General features: G+C 68.2%; 20 protein-coding genes. 9 read left to right on the top strand and 11 right to left on the bottom strand.

What is annotated here, in order from left to right; translation table 11 throughout:
• The first annotated feature begins 115 nt into the window (after nucleotides 1-115).
• The 4 genes from AC1DB8_RS01870 (at nucleotide 116) to AC1DB8_RS01855 (ending at nucleotide 6,797) form a co-directional block, all read left to right on the top strand.
• Entirely contained in the window at nucleotides 116-1,177 is a 1,062-nt protein-coding gene (locus tag AC1DB8_RS01870) for an LCP family protein (protein WP_476892030.1), read from the top strand.
• 29 nt (nucleotides 1,178-1,206) lie between these two features.
• Nucleotides 1,207-3,423, top strand: coding sequence for a S9 family peptidase (locus AC1DB8_RS01865; protein ID WP_476892029.1), 2,217 nt, complete (start codon nucleotides 1,207-1,209; stop codon nucleotides 3,421-3,423).
• A gap of 220 nt (nucleotides 3,424-3,643) precedes the next feature.
• A complete protein-coding gene (locus AC1DB8_RS01860; RefSeq protein WP_441417832.1) occupies nucleotides 3,644-4,408 on the top strand; it encodes a peptidoglycan-binding protein in 765 nt (254 codons plus the stop codon).
• 7 nt (nucleotides 4,409-4,415) lie between these two features.
• Nucleotides 4,416-6,797, top strand: coding sequence for a hypothetical protein (locus AC1DB8_RS01855; protein ID WP_476892028.1), 2,382 nt, complete (start codon nucleotides 4,416-4,418; stop codon nucleotides 6,795-6,797).
• 197 nt (nucleotides 6,798-6,994) lie between these two features.
• Here AC1DB8_RS01855 and AC1DB8_RS01850 read toward each other — a convergent pair whose 3' ends face one another.
• The 3 genes from AC1DB8_RS01850 to pta form a co-directional block, all read right to left on the bottom strand.
• A complete protein-coding gene (locus tag AC1DB8_RS01850) occupies nucleotides 6,995-7,567 on the bottom strand; it encodes a GNAT family N-acetyltransferase (protein WP_441416874.1) in 573 nt (190 codons plus the stop codon).
• A 124-nt stretch (nucleotides 7,568-7,691) separates the two neighbouring features.
• Nucleotides 7,692-8,861, bottom strand: a complete 1,170-nt coding sequence (locus AC1DB8_RS01845) for an acetate kinase (protein WP_441416873.1) — start codon at nucleotides 8,859-8,861, stop codon at nucleotides 7,692-7,694.
• Between the two features lie 8 nt (nucleotides 8,862-8,869).
• Nucleotides 8,870-11,011 (bottom strand): phosphate acetyltransferase, encoded by a 2,142-nt coding sequence (pta, locus tag AC1DB8_RS01840; RefSeq protein ID WP_441416872.1) that lies wholly within the window; start codon nucleotides 11,009-11,011, stop codon nucleotides 8,870-8,872.
• Nucleotides 11,012-11,102: 91 nt separating this feature from the next.
• On the opposite strand from pta, the gene AC1DB8_RS01835 reads away from it, so the two are divergent.
• The 3 genes from AC1DB8_RS01835 (at nucleotide 11,103) to AC1DB8_RS01825 (ending at nucleotide 13,684) form a co-directional block, all read left to right on the top strand.
• Nucleotides 11,103-11,624: a hotdog fold thioesterase gene (locus AC1DB8_RS01835; protein WP_476892027.1), complete on the top strand. Its 522-nt coding sequence runs from the start codon at nucleotides 11,103-11,105 to the stop codon at nucleotides 11,622-11,624.
• A 14-nt stretch (nucleotides 11,625-11,638) separates the two neighbouring features.
• Nucleotides 11,639-12,976 carry a phenylacetate--CoA ligase PaaK gene (gene paaK / locus AC1DB8_RS01830; RefSeq protein WP_441416870.1) on the top strand — a complete coding sequence of 446 codons (1,338 nt, stop codon included), beginning with the start codon at nucleotides 11,639-11,641 and terminating at the stop codon, nucleotides 12,974-12,976.
• Nucleotides 12,977-13,072: 96 nt separating this feature from the next.
• Entirely contained in the window at nucleotides 13,073-13,684 is a 612-nt protein-coding gene (locus AC1DB8_RS01825) for a TetR/AcrR family transcriptional regulator (protein WP_441416869.1), read from the top strand.
• 70 nt (nucleotides 13,685-13,754) lie between these two features.
• On the opposite strand, the gene AC1DB8_RS01820 is transcribed toward AC1DB8_RS01825, so the two are convergent.
• The 4 genes from AC1DB8_RS01820 to paaZ form a co-directional block, all read right to left on the bottom strand.
• Entirely contained in the window at nucleotides 13,755-14,126 is a 372-nt protein-coding gene (locus tag AC1DB8_RS01820; protein ID WP_476892026.1) for a hypothetical protein, read from the bottom strand.
• A complete protein-coding gene (locus AC1DB8_RS01815; protein ID WP_476892025.1) occupies nucleotides 14,123-14,464 on the bottom strand; it encodes a hypothetical protein in 342 nt (113 codons plus the stop codon). Before AC1DB8_RS01815 ends, AC1DB8_RS01820 begins: the two co-directional genes overlap by 4 nt.
• A 205-nt stretch (nucleotides 14,465-14,669) precedes the next feature.
• Nucleotides 14,670-15,077 (bottom strand): VOC family protein, encoded by a 408-nt coding sequence (locus AC1DB8_RS01810; protein WP_476892024.1) that lies wholly within the window; start codon nucleotides 15,075-15,077, stop codon nucleotides 14,670-14,672.
• Nucleotides 15,078-15,217: 140 nt separating this feature from the next.
• Nucleotides 15,218-17,329: a phenylacetic acid degradation bifunctional protein PaaZ gene (paaZ, locus tag AC1DB8_RS01805; RefSeq protein WP_476892023.1), complete on the bottom strand. Its 2,112-nt coding sequence runs from the start codon at nucleotides 17,327-17,329 to the stop codon at nucleotides 15,218-15,220.
• A 161-nt stretch (nucleotides 17,330-17,490) separates the two neighbouring features.
• Between paaZ and AC1DB8_RS01800 the strand changes: the two genes are divergently transcribed.
• Together AC1DB8_RS01800 and AC1DB8_RS01795 are read left to right on the top strand one after the other, a co-directional pair.
• Nucleotides 17,491-17,919 (top strand): PaaI family thioesterase, encoded by a 429-nt coding sequence (locus tag AC1DB8_RS01800; RefSeq protein ID WP_441416864.1) that lies wholly within the window; start codon nucleotides 17,491-17,493, stop codon nucleotides 17,917-17,919.
• Nucleotides 17,920-18,031: 112 nt separating this feature from the next.
• Nucleotides 18,032-18,757: a DUF4397 domain-containing protein gene (locus tag AC1DB8_RS01795; RefSeq protein WP_441416863.1), complete on the top strand. Its 726-nt coding sequence runs from the start codon at nucleotides 18,032-18,034 to the stop codon at nucleotides 18,755-18,757.
• A 36-nt stretch (nucleotides 18,758-18,793) separates the two neighbouring features.
• Here AC1DB8_RS01795 and AC1DB8_RS01790 read toward each other — a convergent pair whose 3' ends face one another.
• From AC1DB8_RS01790 to AC1DB8_RS01775, 4 genes are read right to left on the bottom strand one after another with little or no spacing between them, the layout of a single operon-like run.
• Entirely contained in the window at nucleotides 18,794-19,846 is a 1,053-nt protein-coding gene (locus tag AC1DB8_RS01790; RefSeq protein WP_441416862.1) for a LacI family DNA-binding transcriptional regulator, read from the bottom strand.
• 43 nt (nucleotides 19,847-19,889) lie between these two features.
• On the bottom strand, nucleotides 19,890-21,341 hold the full coding sequence (locus tag AC1DB8_RS01785) for a glycoside hydrolase family 1 protein (RefSeq protein ID WP_441416861.1): 1,452 nt from the start codon (nucleotides 21,339-21,341) through the stop codon (nucleotides 19,890-19,892).
• Nucleotides 21,338-22,264 (bottom strand): carbohydrate ABC transporter permease, encoded by a 927-nt coding sequence (locus tag AC1DB8_RS01780; protein ID WP_441416860.1) that lies wholly within the window; start codon nucleotides 22,262-22,264, stop codon nucleotides 21,338-21,340. Before AC1DB8_RS01780 ends, AC1DB8_RS01785 begins: the two co-directional genes overlap by 4 nt.
• Complete coding sequence (locus AC1DB8_RS01775) at nucleotides 22,261-23,250, bottom strand: carbohydrate ABC transporter permease (protein ID WP_441416859.1); 990 nt, start codon at nucleotides 23,248-23,250, stop codon at nucleotides 22,261-22,263. Before AC1DB8_RS01775 ends, AC1DB8_RS01780 begins: the two co-directional genes overlap by 4 nt.
• Between the last annotated feature and the right edge of the window lie 2 nt (nucleotides 23,251-23,252).

The following is a 23,252-nucleotide window of genomic DNA, read 5'->3' as shown; positions in this document are numbered from 1 at the left end:
CGGAAGGCAGGAAGGGAGTCAAGCACCGCGGCGCTGGCCGCGGCAGCCGACACGCGGGGCCCCGGCGGCCCGGAGGAGACGGACCAGCCATGGCCGCCGGTGATATTGTCCGGTCATGGCAACGCCGGAAGCAGCAGAACCACCAGCAGCACCACCCCCGCCACCGACGGGCCGGCGGCGCCGCCGGATCCTGTTCGCCGCCCTAGGGCTGCTGCTGACCGCCGGCATTGCCGCGGCCGCCTTCCTGATGGCACCGCGGACGGAGAACGCGGCCCCGCCGCAGACCCCGGCCCCGAGCGCCACACCAACGGCGACCAAGAAGCCCAAGCCCACCCCGCCGCCGGAGCCTCCGCCCACCGCGCTGAACATCCTGCTGGTCGGCAGCGACAGCCGGGTCAACCAGCGGGCCGCGGCCGCTGCGGGCAAGCCGTCGACCCAACTGGCGGACAGCATCGTGTTCCTGCACATCCCTGCCAACCGGAAGCAGGCGTACGGCATCTCCCTGATGCGTGACCTGTGGGTGGACATCCCCGGCCACGGCCAAGCCAAGATCAACTCAAGCCTGCTGCTGGGCGGCCTCCCCCTGGTGACGCGGACCGTCGAGTCCCTGCTGGGCCAGCACGTCAACCACACCGTCATGGTCGATTTCCAGACTTTCGCCGCCCTGACGGACGCAGTCGGCGGCGTCGACGTTAATGTGAAGCTGCCCTTTGAGTCGACCATCGACCCGGGGGTCAGGTTTCCGGCCGGAGTGAACCGGCTCAACGGCGCCCGGGCCCTGGACTTCGTTCGCGAACGCAAAGCGTTCGTCGACGGCGACTACCAGCGCGTCCGCAATCAACAGACCTTCCTCAAGGCCGTTCTGACCAAGGTCGTCAAGCAGGGCGCAACCGACCGCGCCACCGCCCGCAAACTGGCGACCACTGCACTGCCCCGCATCACGGTGACCCCGGGACTGACCTTGGACGCCCTGGCACGCCTGGCGTTCAGCTTCCACACCATCCCGGCCAACGGCGCCGTGTTCTTCACGCTGCCGACGGCGGGGGTCGGAACCAGTGCGGACGGGCAATCCATTGTGCTCGAGGATCCCGCCGCCACCGCAGAGATCGCTGCGGCCCTCCGCGCCAACAAGCTCAGCAACTACGTGGCCGCCCACAAACTGCAAAACGGCAACTGACCGGCGCGGGGGTTGGGTAGATTGGGTCCATGACGCAGACTCCCGTGCAGCCTTCCCCGCAGCCCCCCGTCGCCAAGAAGGTCCCTGCCCCACGCACCCACCACGGCGACGTGTTCGAGGACGACTACGAGTGGCTCCGCGACAAGGAATCCGCCGAGGTCGTGGAACTCCTGAAGGCCGAAAACGCGTACCAGGAAGCCGTGACCGCCCACCAGGAACCGCTGCGCGAGGCCATCTTCCAGGAAATCAAGGGACGCACCCAGGAGACCGACCTCTCCGTGCCGAACCGCAAGGACGGTTGGTGGTACTACACCCGCTCGGTCGAGGGCAAGGAATATGGCATCCAGTGCCGCGTCCGCGCGCAGGACAGCGGCGACCGCGTGGCGGACTGGACTCCCCCCGCCGTCGAGGTCGGCGTCGAAATCCCGGGCGAGGAAGTTCTCCTGGACGGCAACATTGAGGCCGAAGGCAAGCCGTTCTTCGCCGTCGGCGGCTCCGCGGTCACTATCGACGGGAACCTGTATGCCTACGCCGTGGACAACGCCGGCGACGAGCGGTTCACCCTGCGCATCAAGGACCTCCGCAGCGGCGAACTGCTCCCGGACGTGATCGAGAACGTCTTCTACGGCATCTCCTTCTCCCCCGACGGCAGCCGGATCTTCTACACCGTGGTGGACGCGTCCTGGCGCCCGTACCAGGTGAAGTCCCACGTCCTGGGCACGCCCGTCAGCGAGGACGAGGTGATCTACCAGGAGGACGACGTCGCCATGTGGCTCGGCTTCGAGCTCTCCGCGGACCGCCGGCACCTGGTCCTGGGCATCGGCTGCTCCGAGTTCAGCGAAACCCGCCTGCTGCGCTTCGATGACCCCGATGCCGGGCTGACAACCGTTATTTCCCGCGACGAGCGCATCCTGTACGAGGCCGAACCGTTCCTGCTGACCGGCCCGGACGGCGACAAGTCCGAAACCATCCTGCTGACCCACAACAAGGACGCCATCAACTCGATGGTCTCGCTCGTGGACCCGGCCGAACTCGCCAAGCCCGCCGCCGAGCAGCACTGGCTTACGGTTGTCGCGCATTCCGACCAGGTGCGCGTCAACGGCGCCGGCGTCACCTCCACCCATCTGGTGCTGTCCATCCGCAAGGACACGATCGAACGGGTGCAGGTCCTTCCGTTGGCGGGCCTCGGCACCCCGGACCAGGGCGCACCCGTGGAGCCGGCCTTTGACGAGGAGCTGTACACCGCCGGGGTGGCCGGCTCCGACTATGAGGCCCCCGTCATCCGGATGGGCTACACCTCCTACTTCACGCCCTCGCGGTTCTACGACTTTGTGCTCCCGACGGCGGAAGCGCCCGCCGGCGAGCTGCTGCTGCGCAAGGAGAGCCCGGTGCTGGGCGGCTACTCGTCCGCCGACTACGTCGCAACCCGGGAATGGGCGGTGGCGTCCGACGGGACCCGCATCCCGCTCTCGGTCCTCCGGCACGCCTCGGTGCGGCAGGATTCGACCGCGGCCGGGCTGGTCTACGGCTACGGCTCCTACGAACTGAGCATGGACCCGGGCTTCGGCATTCCCCGGCTCTCGCTGCTGGACCGCGGCATCGTGTTCGTGATCGCGCACGTCCGCGGCGGCGGCGAGCTGGGCCGGCACTGGTACGACGACGGCAAGAAGCTGCACAAGAAGAACACCTTCACCGACTTCATTGCGGCCACCGACTGGCTCGCCGGATCCGGCTGGGTGGACCCGGCCCGGATTGCGGCGATGGGCGGCTCCGCCGGCGGCCTGCTGATGGGCGCCGTGGCCAACCTAGCGCCGGAAAAGTACGCGGCGATTGTCGCAGCCGTCCCGTTCGTGGATGCCCTGACCACCATCCTTGACCCGGAACTGCCACTCTCCGCCCTGGAGTGGGAGGAATGGGGCAACCCGATCACGGACCCGGACGTGTACGCGTACATGAAGTCCTACACGCCGTACGAGAACGTCCGGGCGGCGGCGTACCCCAAGATCGCGGCCGTCACTTCGTTCAATGACACGCGGGTGCTCTACGTGGAACCGGCCAAGTGGGTGCAGCGGCTGCGCGAGGTGAACACCGGCAGCGAGCCGATCGTGATGAAGATCGAGATGGAGGGCGGCCACGGCGGCGCCTCCGGCCGCTACGTGCAGTGGAAAGAGCGCGCCTGGGACTACGCCTTCGTCGCGGACTCCCTCGGCGCCACGGAACTGCTGCCCGGCGCCGGGCTGAAGTAGGCGTCGCCTCTCCCCCGTCGGTCGCTCCGTAACCGCCGTTTTGAGCCTTCAAAAGGGCCGTTACGGAGCAACCGACGGAATATCCAGCCTCCCGTGTACCCAAATTTGATCATCATGCTTACTATTGACCTGCACTAGGCACGTAGTTGGAGACACTGCTCACTGGGGGCAGCAGGAAACCGTGCCGGAACTGGAGTCATTCGTGAGCACTGAACAAGCTATGAGCGGGCTGTCCGACGAGGAACTGATGGCCGAGGGCGCCACCGCCCTGCCGGACAAGGAAGTTGCCTCGGTCCTGGATCTGAACGCCGACCTCAACCTGGGCATCGAGGCCGCCGCGCCGATCGACCTCGCCGTCGCTGCCAACGCCAACGTCGCGGCCCCGATCGACGCCGCCGCGTCGGCGAACATCCTCTCCGCTGGCTCGGAGGCGCAGGCCCTCTCCGACCAGGGCGTCATCATCGACCAGGGCATCACCGCCGACGCCAACGCCACCTCCGTCCAGGACAGCGGCATCGACCAGGCCGCCGACTCCACCGCACCCACCGCCGCCGGCGATGCCGGTACGGCCGCTCCCACGGCCGACGGCGGCACCACCGCGACGGTCGATGCCGGAGGGGTGCTTCCGGACGGAACTGTGGACGGCGCTGTTGGCGACGCCACGGGCGTCCTTCCGGACGGCACGGCACCCGACCTGGGCGGCGCCGTGGACGGCGCCGTGGGCGGAGCAACCGGAGCACTCAACGGCAACCTGCTGAACGTCGACGTCAACCTCGACGCCAACGCTGGCATCACCGCGCCGATCAACGGTGCGGTGGCGGCCAACGCCAACGTTGCGGCACCGATCGATGCCGCCGTCGCCGCCAACATCGGCTCGATCGACAGCAACGCGTTCGCCGTGTCGCAGCAGGATGCGATCATCACCCAGAACATCGAGGGCGAGGCAACGGCCTCGGCTGACCAGCAGTCGAACATCCAGCAGTAGCAGCTAGATGACTACCTTGCATGGCGGGCCGTCCGCGCAGGACGGCCCGCCGGTCTCTGCCGCCCCGGGCACCCTGCCGCCTCCGGCCCTGGCCGACGGCGTCCAGCTGATCGGCGAGACGAAGGGCTCCGGCTACAAGCAGGCCCCGTCGTTGGTCCGGCGTGCCGACGGCCAGACGATCCAGCTGACTCGCCTGCTCTACTTGGTGCTCGAGGCCATCGACGGCCGCCGCAGCCTGGAGGAGATCGCGCAGCACGCCGGCAGCGCCTACGGCAAGCCAGTCAATGCGGGGAACGTCCAGACACTGATCGACTCCCAACTGCTCCCCCTGGGCCTCCTGCGGCTGGCCGACGGCTCGCAACCCGAAGTCAAGAAGTCCAACCCGCTCCTGGGCATGCGCTTCCGGTACTCCGTGACGGACCCGGAACGCACGCGGAAACTTACCGCCCCCTTCGCCACACTCTTCAACCCGCTGATCGTCGTGGCCGTGACCGCCGCCTTCCTGGCGACCTGCTGGTGGGTGCTGATGGTCAAGGGGCTCGCCTCGGCCACCCATGAGGCCTTTGCCAATCCGGGTCTGGTGCTGCTGATCCTGCTGGTCACGGTACTGTCGGCCGGCTTCCACGAATTCGGGCATGCCGCCGCGGCCCGCCGCGGAGGGGCCACGCCGGGCGCCATGGGCACCGGTCTGTACCTGATGTGGCCGGCGTTCTACACCGACGTCACGGATTCGTACCGGCTGGGCCGCGCCGGCCGGATCCGCACCGACCTGGGCGGCCTGTACTTCAACGCCATCGTGGCTGTGGCCATCATGGGTGTCTGGTGGGCCACCGGTTTCGACGCCCTGCTGCTGGTGGTGGTCACCCAGATCCTGCAAATGGTCCGGCAGCTGATGCCGATGGTCCGGTTCGACGGGTACCACATCCTCGCTGACGCCACCGGAGTCCCGGACCTCTTCCAGCGGATCAAGCCGACCCTGCTGGCGTTAATTCCCTGGCGCAAAACCGATCCCGAGGCCCGGCTCCTCAAGCCCTGGGCCCGGGCCGTGGTCACCGTTTGGGTGCTCGTCACCGTGCCCTTGCTGCTTTTCAGCCTGGTCACCATGGTGCTTACCCTGCCGCGGATCCTCGGCACCGCCTGGGACAACGGTTGGAAGCAGCAGGCCATGCTCTCGCACAGCGCCGCCTCGGGCGATTTTGCCGATGCTGCCGTGCGGGGGCTTGCGATCATCTGCATTGCGCTGCCGGTCCTGGGCATCTTCTATATCCTGCTGCGCCTGGGCCGGCAGTTCGTGACCGGCCTCTGGCAGCGGACCCGCGGCAAGGCACTGCAGCGCGGCGTCGCCATGGCCGCCATCGCAGCTGTCACAGCGGGCCTCGCCTGGGCCTGGTGGCCCGGCGCCGAGACCTACCGCCCGGTCCAGCCCTACGAACGCGGCACCCTCAGCGACATCACCACGGCTGTGTTTCCCGCCGCCTCGACCAAGGCGATAAAGGAGGGCCAGGCCGGCCGTACCGTGGCGCTCTGGCCGGCCGGCGCGAAGAAGCCCACCCGCGAGGACCCACAGCTGAGCATGGTGTTGGTACCCCGGGAAGGGTCTGCCCCAGCCGGCGGATCCGGCACCACGACGGCGGCCCCGTCCTGGGTGTTCCCCTTCGACAAACCGGCCGCACCGGAAGAGGGCGGCAACCAGTCGCTGGCCGTCAACACCACAGACGGTTCGGTCGTGTACGACGTCGCCTTCGCATTGGTGTGGGCCGACGACGGCGAAGACGTCCGCAACACCAACGAGGCGTATGCCTTCGCCAGCTGCAAGGACTGCGCCGCCGTGGCAGTCGGTTTCCAGGTGGTGCTGATCGTGGGCCAGGCGGATGTGGTCGTGCCGGAGAACCTCTCCGCCGCCGCCAACTACAACTGCCTCAGGTGCCTCACCTACGCCCTGGCCAGCCAGTTGGTCCTCACGCTGGACGGGCCGCTGAGCCCGGACGGCATGTCCAGGCTCACCGCGCTGTGGCAGCAGATCGCGGAGTACGGGCGGAACCTGCAGAACGTTCCGCTCTCGGAGATCCAGGGCAAGCTGAACGGGTTCAAGGAACAGATCATGGAGATCGTCCGGACGGACCCCAGCGCCACCCCGGGCGGGGCCGGCACGCCGACGGCGCCGGCAACGGCTTCGCCGGGCGCCACCCCCGGGTCCACACCCTCGCCGTCGCCTACCACGACGGACCAGCCCGGCCCGGGTGCAACCGTCCCGCCCGCACCGGACGCCACGCTCGACCCGGAGCCCAGCCAGCCTGTGGACGGCGCCACCGAGCCGGCCCCCGCGCCGGGTCCCGGCGAAGAGACCGCCTCGCCCGCCACCACGACCTCAGCTCCGCCGGCCCCGTAGGCCGCCGTCGGGAGTTGTCGGCCGCCGTCGTTGACGCTCCAGCCCAGTTCATGGCTGCATGAACCTGGCCGGGATCAGACGAGCCGCGGGACCTCGGGGGCCGCCGGAGTCCGGAGGCTGCGGGTACGGGAACAACTGGGCGGGAGCGTCGGGAGCTGTCGGCCGGAGCAATCGCCGGGTTGTACGGGCCCGCGCACCTACCCAGGCTGGCGGGCCTGCCACTCCTCGGCGAGCATCGCGTAGACCACCTCGGTGGCCCACTGGCCCTTGTAGTGCCACTTGTCCACCTGGGTGGATTCCAGCCGCATGCCGAGGCGCTCACACAGGGCCGCGGAGGCGGTGTTCAAGGCATCCAGCTTGGCATCGATCCGGTGGAAGCCAAGGTCCTCAAAACCCAGCTTCAGCATCGCCTGCGCAGCTTCGGCCGCGTAGCCTTTTCCGCGGGCTTCCGGCGCCAGGCTCCAGCCGACCTCGGCCTGGCCGCAGCCGGGGAGCCACTTGAGCACCACCTCGCCCAGCAGTCCCGGCGAGTCGGCAGCCTCGATTGCCAGCGCCACCCAGTCGCCCTCCTTTTCGAAGACGAAGTTGGCGTACTTACCCACGTACTCCATCGACTGCGTGTAGCTCTTGGCCTCCCGCGGGAGGAAGCGGGCGGTTTCCGGCAGCGAGTGGTAGGCGTGGAAGGCGTCCAGGTCCCCGGCCTCGAAGCGGCGCAGCACCAACCGCCGAGTGCGGAGGGGCAGCCGGAAGGAAAGGTTCGGTTCGGTCATGCCCCCAGCCTAGGACCCGTTCCCCGCCGGTTGCTCCCCGCCGGCCCCCTCCCCTCGCAAGCTCGGTCAGGGAACCCTGCCGGCGTGGGCCCAGCAGTGCCGTTTTGAGCCGCCAGAAGGGCGGTTACTGAGCAACCGATGAGCGGGCGACGACGGCGGCGGTCGCCTCCGCGATCGCGCGTTCCTCGTCGGTGGGCACCACCAGCACCGGCAGGGCCGACTCGGGCGTGGAAATCACCCGGGGTTCCTTGGACCGCTCTCGGTTCAGCCCGGCGTCGAGCTCCACGCCGAGAGCCCCCAGCCGTTCCGCGACCAGGCTCCGGAACTGGTGCGAGTTTTCGCCGATCCCGGCGGTGAAGACCAGGGCCTTCGCGCCGCCGACAGCCACGTGGTAGCCGCCGATGTACTTGGCCAGCCGGTAGGAGGCCACCGCGAGGGCCATGGCGGACTTGGCGTCGCCGGCTTCGGCCGCCTCGACGACGGAGCGCATGTCGTTGTTCCCCGCGAGGCCCTTGAGCCCGGACTGGCGGTTCAGCATGGAATCGAGGTCCTCGGCGGACCAGCCGGCCCGGCCCAGGAACACCAGGATCGACGGGTCCAGGTCGCCGGAGCGGGTGCCCATCACGAGGCCCTCCAGCGGGGTGAAGCCCATCGAGGTGTCGATGGACTTGCCGCCGCGTATGGCAGTGACCGAGGCGCCGTTGCCGAGGTGCGCGATGACGGCGTCGAATTCGTCCACCGGCAGGTCCAGCAGCGCCGCGGCCCGGTGCGCCACATACTCGTGCGAGGTGCCGTGGAAGCCGTAGCGCCGGATGCCGTGGTTGGTGTAAAGCTCGTCCGGCACGGCGTAGCGCCAGGCGTGTTCGGGCAGGGTGCGGTGGAAGGCGGTATCGAAGACGGCCACCTGCGGCAGCTCCGGCCACTTCTTCGCGATCGCGCGGATGCCGAGGACGTTGGCCGGGTTGTGCAGCGGCGCCAGCGGGTTCAGCCGTTCGATGGCGCGGGTGATCTCGTTATTGACCAGCACGGGCTCGGCGAAACGCTCACCGCCGTGCACCACACGGTGGCCTACGGCGTCGAGCGGCCGGTCACCCAGCGCCTCGTGGATCGCCCCGTCCACTTGTTCCAGGGCCTCCGCGTGGTCGCGGGGGCCCTCAATCTCGCCGTCGCCGTCACCGCCGTTGCCCATCCCGATCTTCTCGACCAGCCCCTCGGCAAGGACGCTGCCCGCTTCGACGTCGCGGACCTGGTACTTGAGCGAGGATGAGCCGGAGTTGATGACGAGAACGAGCATGGGGCCTCCTAAGCCTTGGCTTCGACGGGCTGTACGGTTGCGTGTCCGGCGGCCGGCGCGGCGGCCTGTCCCGTGGCCGGCTGGGCCGACTGGGCCTGGATCGCGGTGATGGCGACGGTGTTCAGGATGTCATCCACCGTGCAGCCGCGGGACAGGTCGTTGACCGGTTTGCGGAGCCCCTGCAGCACGGGCCCGACGGCGACCGCACCGGAGGACTGCTGGACCGCCTTGTAGGTGTTGTTGCCGGTGTTCAGGTCCGGGAAGATGAAGACCGTCGCCTGGCCGGCCACGGACGAGCCGGGCATCTTGGACTCGGCGATGGCGGCGTCGACGGCGGCGTCGTACTGGATGGGGCCCTCCACCGCGAGGTCCGGGCGCCGCTGGCGCACGAGTTCGGTGGCCTGGCGGACGGCGTCGACCGCTTCGCCTGCCCCGGAACCGCCGGTGGAGTAGGAGAGCATGGCAACGCGCGGTTCGACGCCGAACTGGGCCGCGGTTTCGGCCGAGGCCAGGGCGATGTCCGCGAGCTGCTCCACATTGGGCTCGGGGTTGACCGCGCAGTCACCGTAGACCAGCACCCGGTCCGGCATCAGCATCAGGAACACGGAGGAGACGATCTTGACGCCCTCGCGGGTCTTCACGAACTCCAGCGCCGGGCGGATCGTGTGTGCCGTCGTGTGCGCGGCGCCGGAGACCATGCCGTCCACCACGCCGAGCTGGACCATCATGGTGCCGAAATAGCTTTCGTCCTGCATCACCTCGAGTGCCTTCGCCAGGTCCACGCCCTTGTGCGCGCGCAGCTCCGCGTATTTCTGCGCGAAACCCTGGCGCAGCTCGGAGGTGGCCGGGTCCACGATGTTGATTCCGGCGAGGTCGATCCCCTGGGTGGCGGCAAGTTCGCGCACGTCCGCCTCCCGGCCCAGTACGGTGAGCTCGCAGACGTCCCGGCGGTGCAGGATCTCCGCGGCCCGGAGGATCCGGACGTCCGTGCCCTCCGGCAGGACGATGTGGCGGCGCTGCGAACGGGCCCGTTCGATCAGGTCATGCAGGAAGCGCAGCGGCGTCATCCGCTCCGGCCGTGGCAGATGCAGCCGCTCCAGCAGTTCCGCCTCGTCCACGCGTTTGGCCCACAGGCCCAGCGCTGACGCCACCTTGCGGCGGTGGCCGGACCAGATTTCGCTGCGCACCTCGGAGACGCGTTTGGCGGTCACGTAGGTGTCGTCCGGGGCGGCGAAGATCGGGAACGGGGCCTGCGCCAGGAGCGAGTAGATGGTGGGGTCCGGGGCCAGTCCGCCGGTCAGGATCAGCGCCGACGGCACCGGGAATTCCGGCGAGAAGGAGGAGGCCAGGCAGGCCACCAGCACGTCCGCCCGGTCGCCCGGAACGATCACCAGCGCGCCGTCGTCGAGCACGTGCAGGAAGTTGGCCACGTTCATGGCCGCGACCTTGACCGAGTGCACATCGCGTTCCAGGTCCGGCAAGCCGGCCACCTGGCCGATGCCCAGCGCGGCGGCCACCTCGCCGGTGGTGGGCCGCGCGATGTCCTCCAGTTCGGGGAAGACGTATACCGGTCGGCCGGAGGCGCCCGGGCGGACCGCCGCGGCGATTGCCTCCAGGTCCTCGGGATTGGCACGGTTGACCATGATGGCCAGCAGGGTGCACCGCTCGGCCAGGAGTTCCTTGCGGGCCACCTCGACGGCGTCCGCGGTTTCGGCCACCGTGCGGCCCTTCGCCCCGACGACGGCGACCATCGGCGCCGCGAGGTTGTTGGCGAGCCTGGCGTTGAGGTCGAATTCGACGGCGGCGTCCTGGCCGGTCAGGTCCGTGCCCTCGATGATCACCACGTCGCAGTGCCGGGACATCTCCGCGAAGATCTCGACGCAGCGCGAGTCGATCTCCTCGCGGTTTCCCTCCGCGAGCAGGCCCCGGACCTCGGCGAAGGTCAGACCGCTGCGGCAGCGGTCGTCGTCGAGGTCGAACCGGGACTTCATCAGCGCAACCATCGGGTCCGCGTCGGCGCGGCCGTGGACCACGGGCTTGAAGAAGCCGATGCGGTCCGCGTGCCGGTGCAGGGTGTCTGCCAGGCCCAGAGCAATGAGCGACTTCCCGGATCCCGGCGTCGTCGCGCTGACATATATTCCTTTGGCCATGTGTCCCAGCATACTTACACCCCTTGACAGCAGGCACCCGGATGGGATTACCTAATGAACATTCGGTAAATAAAGCTGGAGGCAATGACGCATGGCTGAACTGACGATTTCCGGTGACACCCACCCCATCCTGAAGGACGACTACGCCTCCGAATGGATGGGCATTGAAGTCCTGGCGCTCGACGACGGCCACGCCACCATCCGGATGCCGCTCCGGCAGGAGATGCTCAACGGTTTCGGCATGGCCCACGGCGGCATGATCTTCGCCTTCGGCGACACCGCCTTTGCCCTCGCCTGCAACCCGGTGAAGCCGGGCGTGGCCGAGCAAGGCACCATCACCGTGGCGTCCGGCGTCGACATCAACTTCATCAAGCCGGCCTTCCGCGGGCAGATCCTGACCGCCGTCGCCAACCACCGCGCCAGCACCGGCCGCAGCGGGCTGTACGACATCCAGATCTACGCCGCCGACCCCGCTGCCATCCCCGGCCCGGCAGGCTCCCCCGCCGGCTCCACACCGGCCACCACACTCCCGGGCGGGCTCCCCTCCGACATCGCCCCGGGCGAACTCATCGCCGAGTTCCGCGGCCGCAGCCGCACCATCTCCAAGAAATAGAAACAGGGACACAGATGACCACCCCCACCGCCGAATCTGCCCTCGCCCCCAGTGACGCCGTCCTGGACCGCGAAGAAACCATCTCCCGCGACGAGCTCGAGGCCTTGCAGCTCAGCCGCCTGCAGCACACCGTGGCGTACGCCTACGACCGAGTCCCGCTGTACAAGCGGAAGTTTGATGAGGCCGGTGTGCACCCCACCGACCTGCGCGAGCTCTCGGACCTGGGGAAGTTCCCTTTCACCACCAAGGAAGACCTCCGGCTCGAGTACCCCTTCGGTATGTTCGCCGTGCCGCAGCACGAGGTGGCCCGGATCCACGCCAGCTCCGGCACCACCGGCCGCGCCACCGTGGTGGGCTACACCAAGAAGGACCTCGCCGACTGGGCCAAGCTGGTGGCCCGCTCGCTGCGCGCCTCCGGCGTCCGGCCCGGCATGAAGGTCCACAACGCCTACGGCTACGGCCTGTTCACCGGCGGCATGGGCGCCCACGCCGGCGCCGAAGCGCTGGGCTGCACCGTCATTCCGATCTCCGGCGGCCAGACCGAGCGCCAGATCACGTTGATCCAGGACTTCAAGCCGGACGCCATCCTGGCCACCCCGACGTACCTGCTGACCATCGCGGACGCCATGATGAAGCAGGGCATCGACCCTGCCTCCACCTCGCTCAAGTACGCCGTGCTCGGGGCAGAGCCGTGGACCGAGGAAATGCGGCACGAGCTTGAAGTCACCATGAACATCAAGGCCTGCGACATTTACGGCCTCTCTGAGGTCATGGGCCCCGGCGTCGCCGGCGAGGCCGTGGAGACCCAGGACGGCAGCCACATCTGGGAGGACCACTTCCGGCCCGAGATCATCGACGCCTTCGACCCGTCCGTGGTCCTGGGCGACGGCGAGCCCGGCGAACTGGTTTTCACCTCGCTCACCAAGGAAGCCCTGCCGATCATCCGGTACCGCACCAAGGACCTCACCCGGCTGCTGCCCGGCACCGCCCGTCCGGCGCACCGCCGGATGGGACGCATCACTGGCCGCAGCGACGACATGATCATCCTGCGCGGCGTGAACCTGTTCCCCTCGCAGATCGAGGAAATCGCGCTGCGCATCCCCGAACTCAGCCCGCACTTCCAACTGGAGCTCACCCGTCCGGAGGGGCAGCGGATGGACCAGCTGACCGTCAAGATCGAACGCCGCGAGTCGGTCACGGTCGAGGGCAGCGCGACGGCGGCGAAGGTGCTGCAGCAGCAGATCAAGATCCACGTCGGCTCCTCCTGCACCGTCGACGTCGTCGAGCCCGGTTCACTGGAGCGCTCCAACGGCAAGCTGCGCCGGATCTACGACATGCGCCCCAAGGCCTGACCCGCCCCGTTTGTCCAGCCACCGGCCGGCCCGGCAGGAGTGTCCTTCGAGGCCACGCTGCCGGGCCGACCGACCGTTCATGAGAAACTAGCGAGTATGCCCAGCACAGCAACCACCACCAAGCGCGGCCGTCCCGGCTATGACCAGCAGTCGGTGCTGCTGATCGCCGTCGATGTCTTCAACCGCCACGGCTATGACGCCACCTCGATGGGCATCCTCGCCGAGAACCTGGGCATCTCCAAGTCCGCGATCTACCACCACGTGCCGTCCAAGGGCGATCTGCTCAAACTCGCCCTCGACCATGCCCTCGGCGGCCTCGAAGCCATCCTGGACCGGCCTGAGGCGCGGACCGGCTCGGCCGACGCCCGGCTGGAATTCGTGGTCCGCGAGACCATCTCCGTCCTGGTGGAACGGCTGCCGTTCGTCACCCTGCTGCTGCGGCTGCGCGGCAACACCGAGATCGAGCGGGACGCCCTGGAACGCCGGCGCACGTTCGACCACAAGGTGGCCGCCCTGATCTCGGCCGCCGGCGACGAGGGCTCGCTGCGCCAGGACATCGACCCCCGCACCGTCACCCGCCTGCTGTTCGGCACCATCAACTCGATCGTTGAGTGGTACAAGCCCGGCGGGTCCCTCTCCCCCGAGAAGCTGGCCGACGACGTCGTCGCCATGGCGTTCCACGGCCTCCACGTCCCCAGCAAAGCCTGACGCCGCCTCCGGGGGCACCGTTAACGGCCGCGGGCAGGCGGTGTCGCCCTCAAAGCCCGGCGGGTCCGTGTCAACCTGCCCCCGCAAGGCCGGGAAACCCGTTCACGGCCACGAACCAGCCCATGTACAGCAACACGGCGGACAGCGGAAGCACTGCCAGCCCAAGCAGGATCGAGTAGTCCTTGGCGCGGAGCAACGCTGCAAGGTTGACCACCAGCGTGCCGGCCACCACGAGGCCCTGAAAAACGCTGTTCGCGACCACCGCCCGGGGCGACTCGAACATGCCGCCGGCACCCACCAGTAACGTCACGAGGTACCAGGACGGCAGGACCCAGACCGGGAAAGCAGCCATCGCGAGGTCCAGGACCAGAGCCACATTGCCGATGCGGGTGCGTGGCAGCCAGGCAATCTTGCGGCCGCGCGCCTTGGAAGGCGACGTCACGGGGCCGCCCCGCCCGGGGTCGAAGTGAGCCAGCCAAGGAAATACATCAGCGCAGCCGACAGCAGCACGGTAAAGGCCGCGACCAGGAGGGAGCGTTCCTTCGCCCGGAGCAGGGCAGTCCAGAGCGCCGCGACGGAACCCACCAGCATGGCTACCACCACGTCGTCGGCGGCTCCCGCCCTGAACACGGCCTGCCCCAGGACCAGGAGCACCCAGACGGGCGAGAGCACCGTGAGGTAGGCCAGCGTCAGAGCCACCTTGCCGGCCCGGGTGGTGGGGAACCAGACGACGCGACGGACCAGGGTTTCGGATACCGGCCCGGAAGACGACTCAGTCATGTCTGCGCCTCGCCTCCGCCATCCGGGAATCTGGTCTCAAGCTACACCCGGGGTGCGTCCCGGGGACAGGACCGACCGGCCCTAGCCGCGGCCCCGGCCCGGGACATAGAACAGCGCCCCGGCAGGCCGGGGCGCTGTTCTATGATTCCGTTCCGCAATTCCGTTCTGCAGCGGGAGCCCGCAGCCGGGAGCCCGGAGCCGCCGCTCAGAGCTGGTAGTCGGCTGCCGTGGTGATGTTCTCGTGCACGCAGAGAATGTTGTGCTCGGAGTCCATGAACCAGGCGCACTTCTCGGAATCCGTTGTGCAAATGTGGTTCTCGGTCTTGAGATCAGGGAGGTTGTAGTCCTGGAACGTGACGCCCCTGGCTTCCATTTCCCTCACGGTGCGTTCGATCTCGCTGACTTCGAAACTCAGGGTGGTGTGCTCCGAATGCTTTCCATCCTTGACTGGCATCAGTTGCAGCATCGGGCCGCCTTCTGAACCAAATAGTTCACTTCCGTCGTCTGCCACGCCACGGTGCGGGAGCCCCAGGGTGTCCGCATAGAAATGCCGGGCACGCGCTACATCATCGACTGGCAGGACTGTTGTGGCTTTGTTGAGTGCTAGGGACATTTCGCCACCTCCTACGAGCACGATTTTACGCCGGGGCAAGGTGGAAAGACCCGCCCCTCCGCGGTTGCTCTATCACCTGTGGGTTGCCATTCGAACGTCGCGGCAGCCATAAGTGATAGAGCAACGGGCGGGGCGAGGGGTTACTTCTCGACGAGGGTCAGGACGTCGTAGGTGGCGACGATTTCATCGTTCTGGTTGGTCAGGACGGCGTCCCAGGCCACTTCGCCGTACTCGTCGGTCTCGCGCGGGGTGATCTTCTTGGCCGTCAGGGTGACGCGGATGGAGTCACCGGCCGCGACGGGCGTGATGAAGCGCAGGTTCTCCAGGCCGTAGTTGGCCAGGACCGGACCCGGCGCGGGCTCCACGAACAAGCCGGCACCCCAGGCGAGGAGCAGGTAGCCGTGCGCCACGATGCCCGGGAAGAACGGGTTGGCTGCCGCCGCTTCCTGGTTCGTGTGGGCGTAGAAGGTGTCGCCGGTGGAGTTCGCGAACTTGGTGATCTCCTCCAGCGAGACCTCGCGCAAATCGGAGCGGATGGCGTCGCCGATGTGCAGCGTGCTCAGGTGCTTCCGGAACGGGTGCTGGCCCTCGGTCTCGAGGGTGTAGTTGCGGTCCGCACCGGTGTGCCAGACGCCCGTGACGGCCGTGAGCATGTTGGGCGAGCCCTGGATGGCGGTGCGCTGCATGTGGTGCATGACCGAGCGGATGCCGCCCAGTTCCTCGCCGCCGCCGGCACGGCCCGGGCCGCCGTGGACCAGGTGCGGGACCGGGGAGCCGTGGCCGGTGGAGCTGCGGGCGTCCTCCCGGTTGAGCATGAGGACGCGGCCGTGGTGGGCCGCAATGCCGGTGACGAGCTCGCGGGCCACCGCCGGATCGTTGGTGCAGACCGAGGCGACCAGCGAGCCGCCACCGCGCGCGGCGAGGCGGACGGCGTCGGCGAGGTCCGTGTAGCCGATCACGGAGGAGACCGGGCCGAAGGCCTCGAGCGAGTGGACCTCCTCGGCTTCGGGGTCGGCCCAGCTCAGCAGCACCGGGGACATGAAGGCTCCGCCGTCGACGACGCCGACGCTCCCGTCCGCGCTGGTGACCTTCGGCGAGTCGAGGGTGCCATAGGCGAGCTCGCCCCCGGCGTCGAGCATCGACTGGACGGCGGCCCGCACGTCGGCGAGCTGCTCACGGGAGGCGAGGGCGCCCATCGTGACGCCCTCGGCGCGCGGGTCTCCCAGCACGACGCGTTCGGTGATCCGCTCCCCCACGGCGGCGACGACGTCTGACACCAGGTTCTGCGGCACGATCGCGCGGCGGATCGAGGTGCATTTCTGGCCAGCCTTGGCGGTCATCTCGGTGACGAGGGACTTGATGAAAGCGTCGAATTCCGGGGTCCCCTTGACCGCGTCCGGGCCCAGGATGGCGGCGTTGAGGGAGTCGGTTTCGGAGGTGAAGCGGACGCCACCCTTGACCACGTTGGGGTGGGACTTGAGCGTGTTGGCGGTGGAGGCCGAACCGGTGAAGGCGACAAGGTCGCGGTAGTCGAGGTGGTCCAACAGGGTGCGGACCGAGCCGGAGACCAGCTGCAGCGAGCCCTTGGGCAGGATGCCGGATTCATCGATCGCCTTCACCACGGCCGCGGCGACGTAGCCGGTGGGGGTGGCTGGCTTGACGATGGTGGGGACGCCGGCGATGAAGGCGGGGGCGAGCTTCTCGAGCATGCCCCAGACCGGGAAGTTGAAGGCGTTGATCTGCACGGCGACACCGGGGATCCGGGTGTAGATGTGTTCGCCGGCGAAGGAACCGTCCTTGGACAGCACCTCCATGGGCCCGTCCACCACCACCTGGGCGTTGGGCAGCTCGCGCCGGCCCTTGGAGCCGAAGGTGAAGAGCACGCCGATGCCGCCGTCGATATCGATCATCGAGTCGATCTTGGTGGCGCCGGTCTGCGCGGAGAGCGCGTAGAACTCGTCGCGGCGGCCGTTGAGGTACTGCGCCAGTTCCTTGAGCTTGAGGGCGCGCTGGTGGAAGGTCAGCTTCCCCAGTTCCGCTTGGCCGGTGGTGCGGCCATAGTCGACGACGGCGGCGAGGTCGAGGCCCTCGGTGCTCACCTTTGCCAGGAGTTCGCCGGTGCTGGCGTCCAGGACGGAGGCGGCTCCGGCGGCAGAGGCTGCGTCGGGGGTCCACCACGAGTTGCGGATGAAGCTGGGGACGATCTCGACGGTGCCCACTGAGGGTTCCGGAGCTGTTGCAGTGGTGGTCATCGTTGACGGGTCCTTCCAACGCGGGGCAAGATCGACACGGCCAGCGCATTACTGACCGTCCGTTCGGTAATATGTCTACAGTACATGAAGGAGCCCTGCGGCACACTAGTAGCGGCGGGCCCGACCGGCCCATGACAGGCCAGAGCCCCAGAGGAGACGCAATGACGCCCGACCCCCGCAACATTCAAAGTGGTACCGAGCTGTGGAAAATCACCCTCGGTGAACTTGACGAGAAGATGGGGGTCAAGATCGTTGAGCAGTCCGTGGAGCGCGTCGTGGCAACCATGCCGGTGGAAGGCAACCGCCAGTCCTTCGGCCTGCTGCACGGCGGCGCCTCACTGGCCGTCGGCGAGGCCGTGGGTTCGTGGGCCTCGGTGATCCACGCCAGCACCCTGGGCAAGACCGCCGTGGGCGTGGACGTTTCCGCCACGCACCACAAGTCCGCCCGCGAGGGGCTGGTCACGATAACCGCCACCCCGATCCACCTCGGCAGCACGGTGACCACCCACGAGGTGCTGATCACCAACGAGGCCGGGGAGCGGCTCTGCACGCTGCGGATCACCAACCTGCTGCTGGACCGCAAGGGCTGAGCGGGCCGGGGCAAAAGGTCCGACCGTCTGCATCCAAAGAGGGGCGCCGGCCGGTAGTAACGGTGTAAGCAAATCACCGCCCGGATCCGGGCAACTCAATGAGGAGTTTGAAATGCGTAAAACCGTTTATGCCGCCGGTGCCGTGTCGATGGCGGCCGCCCTCGCGTTTGCCGCCCCGGCCCAGGCCGGCGGGAAGCACGACGGCGGCAGGCACCACGGCGACGATGCCGTCCTGTCCGTTTTGCACGGAGTCCCCGGCCTGACCGTGGACGTATGGGTGAATGGCAAGCTCACCTTGGACGACTTCAAGCCCGGCAAGCTCGCGGGCCCGCTGAAGCTCGAGGGCGGCAATTACAAGATTGCTGTCACGGCCGCCAACGCCAAGAGCGCCGACGACGCGGTGATCGGCCCGGTCGAGGTCAAGCTCAGGGAGGGCCGGAACTACACCGCCGTGGCCCACCTGGATGAGGACGGGGATCCCACCGCCACCCTGTTCAAGAACGACACCTCGCCCAGCCCTCGGGGTGAGGGGAAGCTGACGGTCAGGCACGTGGCCGCGGCGCCCGCCGTCGACGTCCTTGCCGGCAAGACTGCCGTGATCGAGGACCTGACGAACCCGGACCAGGAAGTGCTGACGCTGAAGGCCGGGAAGGTGTCCGCCTCGGTCGCGGCCGCCGGGACCACCAAGCCCCTGATTGGCCCGGCGGACATTCCGGTCGCCGCGGGCAAGAACACGATTGTCTACGCCTGGGGCAGCCTCAAGAAGGGCAACCTCGGCGTAGCGGTCCAGGTAGTCGACTCGGACAAGTGGCGGGATCACGGCCGGCACGGCCGCTAAGCGGCCGGTCCTGCCTGCTCGCTGGAAATTCCCGGCCTAGCCGGGGGTGCTGCTTTCCCTGACGACGAGGCGGGCCGGGAATATCAGCGGGTCCCGGCCCGTCCCCGGATCTTCGATGTCCGCAAGAAGCAGGCGGCCCGCCTGGGCTGCCATTTCTACCGTGGGCTGGTTGATCGTGGTCAGGGGCAGCTCGCCCGGCGCGGCCAGGTGGTCATCGAAGCCGACGACGGCGACATCCCCGGGCACCGTGCGCCCGGCGGCCAGCAGGGCCGTTATGGCACCGCGGGCCATGAGGTCGGACGCAGCGAAAATGCCGTCCACACTGCTGTCCTCGGCCAGCAGCCGTTCGGCCGCTTCGGTGCCGCCGGCAGGGGTGAAATCCCCCTGCGCGACCGGCCCCGGCGGCAGCCCGGCTTCCCTGAGGCCCGCTTGCCATCCCTCCAGCCGGTCCGCGGCTGCCGTCATATCGAGCGGTCCGGTGATGGTTGCCAGCCGGGTGCGCCCGGCTGCCGCAAGGTGAAGCGCGGCCAGGCGGCCGCCTTCGAAGCTGTCCACGTCAACGTAGTGGATCCCCAGCCCGGTATCCCACGGCCTTCCAATGAAGACAGTGGGCAGCCCCGCGGCGGCAAGCTCCTCGGTCCAGCCGTCTGCTTTATGGTGCGAGACGACAATGGCACCGTCGACGTGGCCTCCACGCAGGTACCGAAGCGTCCGGGAGGGATCGCCGCCGGCCCGGGACATCAGCAGGACCAGCTGCATTTCGGTCTCACGCAACGCCTCCGTCACCCCGGTGATGACGGCCGCGAAGAACGGGTCCATCATGACCCGGGCATCGGGTTCGTTGATCACCAGGGCGATCGAGGAAGTCCGGCGGGTGACGAGGCTGCGCGCGGCCCGGTTCGGGGTGTAGCCCAGCGAGATGACCGCAGCGTCCACCGCGGCCTGAGCTTCCGGGCTGACCCGGGAGCCGCCGTTGATGGCCCGGGAGGCGGTGGAGCGTGACACTCCCGCCGCCGTCGCGAGGTCTTCAAGGGTGGGGCTAAGTCTCGCCGGTCCGGCCCGGAGACCCGCGTGCTTCTGTTCGCTCATCACTTTGAGAATACGACATGCCCGGTCTCCGCAGGGACGGGCCCTACCGTGCCGGCAAGGCGTTCGCCGCCGCCACCCCCGAGTACCAGAGTCCGCTGGCCTTCGGGATCCGCTGCTGGGTTTCATAGTCCACCCGGACCAGACCGAAACGTTGGTGATAGCCGTACGCCCACTCGAAGTTGTCCAGCAGCGACCAGGCGAGGTAGCCGCGGACGTCGGCGCCGGCGTCGATCGCGGAGCGCACTGCGCGCAGGTGCGCGTCGAAAAAGGCCAACCGCTCCTGGTCATCGACGAAGCCGTCGGTGTCGGGAGCGTCCGGGTACGCGGCGCCGTTTTCCGTCATGTAGATCGGGATGCCGGCCGGGCCGGTGTACTCAAGCTGCAGCCGGGTCAGCAACCGGTACAGCCCCTCGGGTTGCACCTCCCAGCCCATCCCCGTCACCGGCAGCCCGCGCGGCACGGAGTGCACGTCCTCCGCGGAAACGAACGGCGTTGCCTCACGCCTGTCGGCCGACGCCGGGGCGGCCTGCGCCGTGGTGGTCACGGTGTCCGGTTGGACCCGTTCTTCGGCTGCCGCCGCCTTGGTCAGCGCCTCGCCCTGGTAATAGTTGACCCCCAGCAAATCCACGGGCGCCGAGATGACAGCCAAATCACCGTCCTGCACCACGGTGTCGAAGCCGAATCCGGCGACGTCGTCCAGCACGTCCGCGGGGTACTGGCCACGGAAGATCGGGTCGAGGAAGATCCGGTTGTGCAGCCCGTCGATCCGGCGGGCCGCATCCCGGTCCTCCGCGGAGCCGGGGTCGGCAGGATCGGCGACAGTGAGGTTCAGGGTGATGCCAAGGCTCGCTGCCGGATCACGCCGGCGCAGTTCCCTGACGGCGAGCCCGTGCCCGAGCAGGAGATGGTGGGCAGCGGCGAGGGCTGCCCGCGGTTCCTGCCGTCCCGGGGCGTGGACGCCTGCGGCGTAGCCGAGGAACGCCGAACACCACGGCTCGTTGAGCGTGGTCCAGATGCGGACCCGGTCGCCGAGGGCCTCGTGCATCACGGCCGCGTAGTCCGCAAACAGCCGGGCGGTCTCGCGGTTGGCCCAGCCTCCCTCATCCTCCAGGGCCTGCGGCAGGTCCCAGTGGTAAAGCGTCAGCCAGGGTGTGATGCCTGCGGCGAGGAGTTCGTCCACCAAGCGGGAGTAGAACGCGATCCCCTCGGGGTTCGGCGTCCTGCCGTCGGGCATGCAACGTGCCCACGACGTCGAGAAACGGTACGCCTTTAGGTGCAGCGACGTCATCAACTCCACGTCCTGGCCCGAGCGGTGGTAGTGGTCGCACGCCACGTCACCGTTGTGGCCGTCTGCCACGGCGCCCGGAACCCGGGCGAAGGTGTCCCAGATCGAGTCCTTCCGCCCTCCGGTGTGGGCGGCTCCTTCGATCTGGTAGGCGGCCGTGGCCGCGCCCCAGAGGAATCCGTCGGGGAAAGTTAGCTCGGTGGTGCTCATCCTTTGACTGCTCCTTGCATAATTCCTGAAACGAGTTGGCGACCGGCGGCGATGAAGAGCAGCAGCAACGGGACGGTGGCCAGCACGGCACCTGCCAGCACCACCGAATAGTCCACAAAGTGTGCGGCCTGCAGCAGCTGCAGCGCCACCGGGAGGGTCGGGTTGGAAGGGTCCAGCACAATGAACGGCCAGAAGAAGTTGGTCCAGGTCGCGACGAAGGTGAAAAGCGCCAGCATCGCCGCGGCCGGTCGCGCCGCGGGGAAGCCGACATACCAAAAGGCCTGGATCATGGAGGCCCCGTCCACCCGGACGGCCTCAATGAGTTCGTCCGGGAGGGCGTCCCGTAGATACTGGGTCATCCAGAACACCCCGAAGGCCGTCACCACGCCGGGGAGGATCACCGCCCAGAGGGAACCGGTCCAACCCAGCTTGGCCATCACAATGAACAGCGGAACCACGCCCAGCTGGGTGGGCACCGCCATTGTGGCGATCACGAAGACCAGAAGCCCCCTGCTGCCCCGGAAGCGCAACTTCGCGAACGCGAAGCCCGCCAGGGTGGAGAAAACCACCACCGAGGCGGCCGTGACCGTGGACACCAGGACGCTGTTGCCCATGGCCTTCCAGAACGGGATGCTGTCGAAGACTTTCGCGGCGTTGGCCACGAAGTTCCCGCCCGGCAGGACCGGGACACCGCGACTGAGCACCGTGCTGTCATGGCTGCCCACCAGGAACGACCAATACAGCGGGAACAGCGACGCCAGCAGGACCGTGCCGAGGACACTGTAGGTCAGCGCCCCGGGACGGCGCTGACCGCCTGCGCCGCCCCGGTTGCGCGGCCGGCCGGTTATGCGGTTCGGCCGCTTGGCCGCCGCCTTGGCCGCACCTTTGCCGGCGGTTTGCCGGATCATGGGGATGGAGCTCATTTGCGGCCTCCCTGGCTGGCGATACGCCGTGTGAGTAGATAGTTCAGGAGGGCAATCAGCACAATCATCAGGAACAGCAGCCACGCGACCGCAGATGCCCTGCCGAAATTGCGCTGTCCCCAGCCCAGTTCCCAGATGTACATGGTCAGCGTCTGCCACTGCCGGTCGGCGCCGCCGAGCCCGGATTGGTCGAACACCCGCGGCTCGTCGAAAATCTGCAGCCCGCCGATCGTGGACGTGATGGCCACGAAAATCACGGTGGGCCGGAGCATCGGAACCGTCACGGACAGGAACTGCCTGACCCGGCCGGCGCCGTCGATGGTGGCGGCTTCGAAGACATCGCGGGGGATGGCCTGCATGGCGGCAAGGAAGATCAGTGCGTTGTAGCCGATCCAGCGGAAATTCACCATCGTGGCGATGGCAATGTGGCTGGCGAGTTGCTCGGAGTGCCAGCGGACCGGGTCAAGGCCGACGAGTGCCAACAGCTCATTCACGAGGCCAAACTGGTCGGCGAACAGGTTGTTGAAGATCAGCCCGACCGCCACCGGGGCGACGACAAAGGGCACCAGGACGCCCATCCGCCAGAACGTTCTGGCCCGGAGGTTGGCGTCCAGCGCGGCCGCAATCAGCAGCGCCAGCACCACCTGCGGCACGGACGAAAGCAGGAAGATGCTCAGCGTGTTTCCTACCGCGTTCCAGAAGTACGGCTGCGCGAGGACGAAGCCGAAGTTCTCCGTCCCGACGAACTTGCCCTGCCCGCCGATCAGGTTCCAGTTGTGCAGGGACACCCAGGCTGTGTAGAGCAGCGGAAAGAGTCCCGTGAGGGCAAACAGCAGGAAGAACGGCGAGATGTAGAGGTAGGGCGAAAGTTTGACGTCCCACCGAGACATCCGTTGCGAGAACGCGAGCCGCCGGACGCTCCTCTTGCCGGGTATCTCCTCGTCAGCCAGTTGGCTCTGGGGCCTGACCCGGTCCGTTACCGACATGA

This window comes from Arthrobacter sp. 10N410, assembly GCF_056394945.1.
Note: the sequence above shows the minus strand (reverse complement) of the source record. Positions and strands in the feature narration are given on the sequence as shown.

Coding starts and splice junctions, on each gene's coding strand:
- AC1DB8_RS01825 (WP_441416869.1), top strand. CDS start 13,073: ATGCCCAGCACAGCAACCACCACCAAGCGCGGCCGTCCCGGCTATGAC.
- AC1DB8_RS01870 (WP_476892030.1), top strand. CDS start 116: ATGGCAACGCCGGAAGCAGCAGAACCACCAGCAGCACCACCCCCGCCA.
- AC1DB8_RS01800 (WP_441416864.1), top strand. CDS start 17,491: ATGACGCCCGACCCCCGCAACATTCAAAGTGGTACCGAGCTGTGGAAA.
- AC1DB8_RS01815 (WP_476892025.1), bottom strand. CDS start 14,464: ATGACTGAGTCGTCTTCCGGGCCGGTATCCGAAACCCTGGTCCGTCGC.
- paaK (WP_441416870.1), top strand. CDS start 11,639: ATGACCACCCCCACCGCCGAATCTGCCCTCGCCCCCAGTGACGCCGTC.
- AC1DB8_RS01780 (WP_441416860.1), bottom strand. CDS start 22,264: ATGAGCTCCATCCCCATGATCCGGCAAACCGCCGGCAAAGGTGCGGCC.
- AC1DB8_RS01865 (WP_476892029.1), top strand. CDS start 1,207: ATGACGCAGACTCCCGTGCAGCCTTCCCCGCAGCCCCCCGTCGCCAAG.
- AC1DB8_RS01850 (WP_441416874.1), bottom strand. CDS start 7,567: ATGACCGAACCGAACCTTTCCTTCCGGCTGCCCCTCCGCACTCGGCGG.
- AC1DB8_RS01810 (WP_476892024.1), bottom strand. CDS start 15,077: ATGTCCCTAGCACTCAACAAAGCCACAACAGTCCTGCCAGTCGATGAT.
- AC1DB8_RS01795 (WP_441416863.1), top strand. CDS start 18,032: ATGCGTAAAACCGTTTATGCCGCCGGTGCCGTGTCGATGGCGGCCGCC.
- pta (WP_441416872.1), bottom strand. CDS start 11,011: ATGGCCAAAGGAATATATGTCAGCGCGACGACGCCGGGATCCGGGAAG.
- AC1DB8_RS01860 (WP_441417832.1), top strand. CDS start 3,644: ATGAGCGGGCTGTCCGACGAGGAACTGATGGCCGAGGGCGCCACCGCC.
- paaZ (WP_476892023.1), bottom strand. CDS start 17,329: ATGACCACCACTGCAACAGCTCCGGAACCCTCAGTGGGCACCGTCGAG.
- AC1DB8_RS01790 (WP_441416862.1), bottom strand. CDS start 19,846: ATGAGCGAACAGAAGCACGCGGGTCTCCGGGCCGGACCGGCGAGACTT.
- AC1DB8_RS01855 (WP_476892028.1), top strand. CDS start 4,416: ATGACTACCTTGCATGGCGGGCCGTCCGCGCAGGACGGCCCGCCGGTC.
- AC1DB8_RS01785 (WP_441416861.1), bottom strand. CDS start 21,341: ATGAGCACCACCGAGCTAACTTTCCCCGACGGATTCCTCTGGGGCGCG.
- AC1DB8_RS01835 (WP_476892027.1), top strand. CDS start 11,103: ATGGCTGAACTGACGATTTCCGGTGACACCCACCCCATCCTGAAGGAC.
- AC1DB8_RS01845 (WP_441416873.1), bottom strand. CDS start 8,861: ATGCTCGTTCTCGTCATCAACTCCGGCTCATCCTCGCTCAAGTACCAG.
- AC1DB8_RS01775 (WP_441416859.1), bottom strand. CDS start 23,250: ATGTCGGTAACGGACCGGGTCAGGCCCCAGAGCCAACTGGCTGACGAG.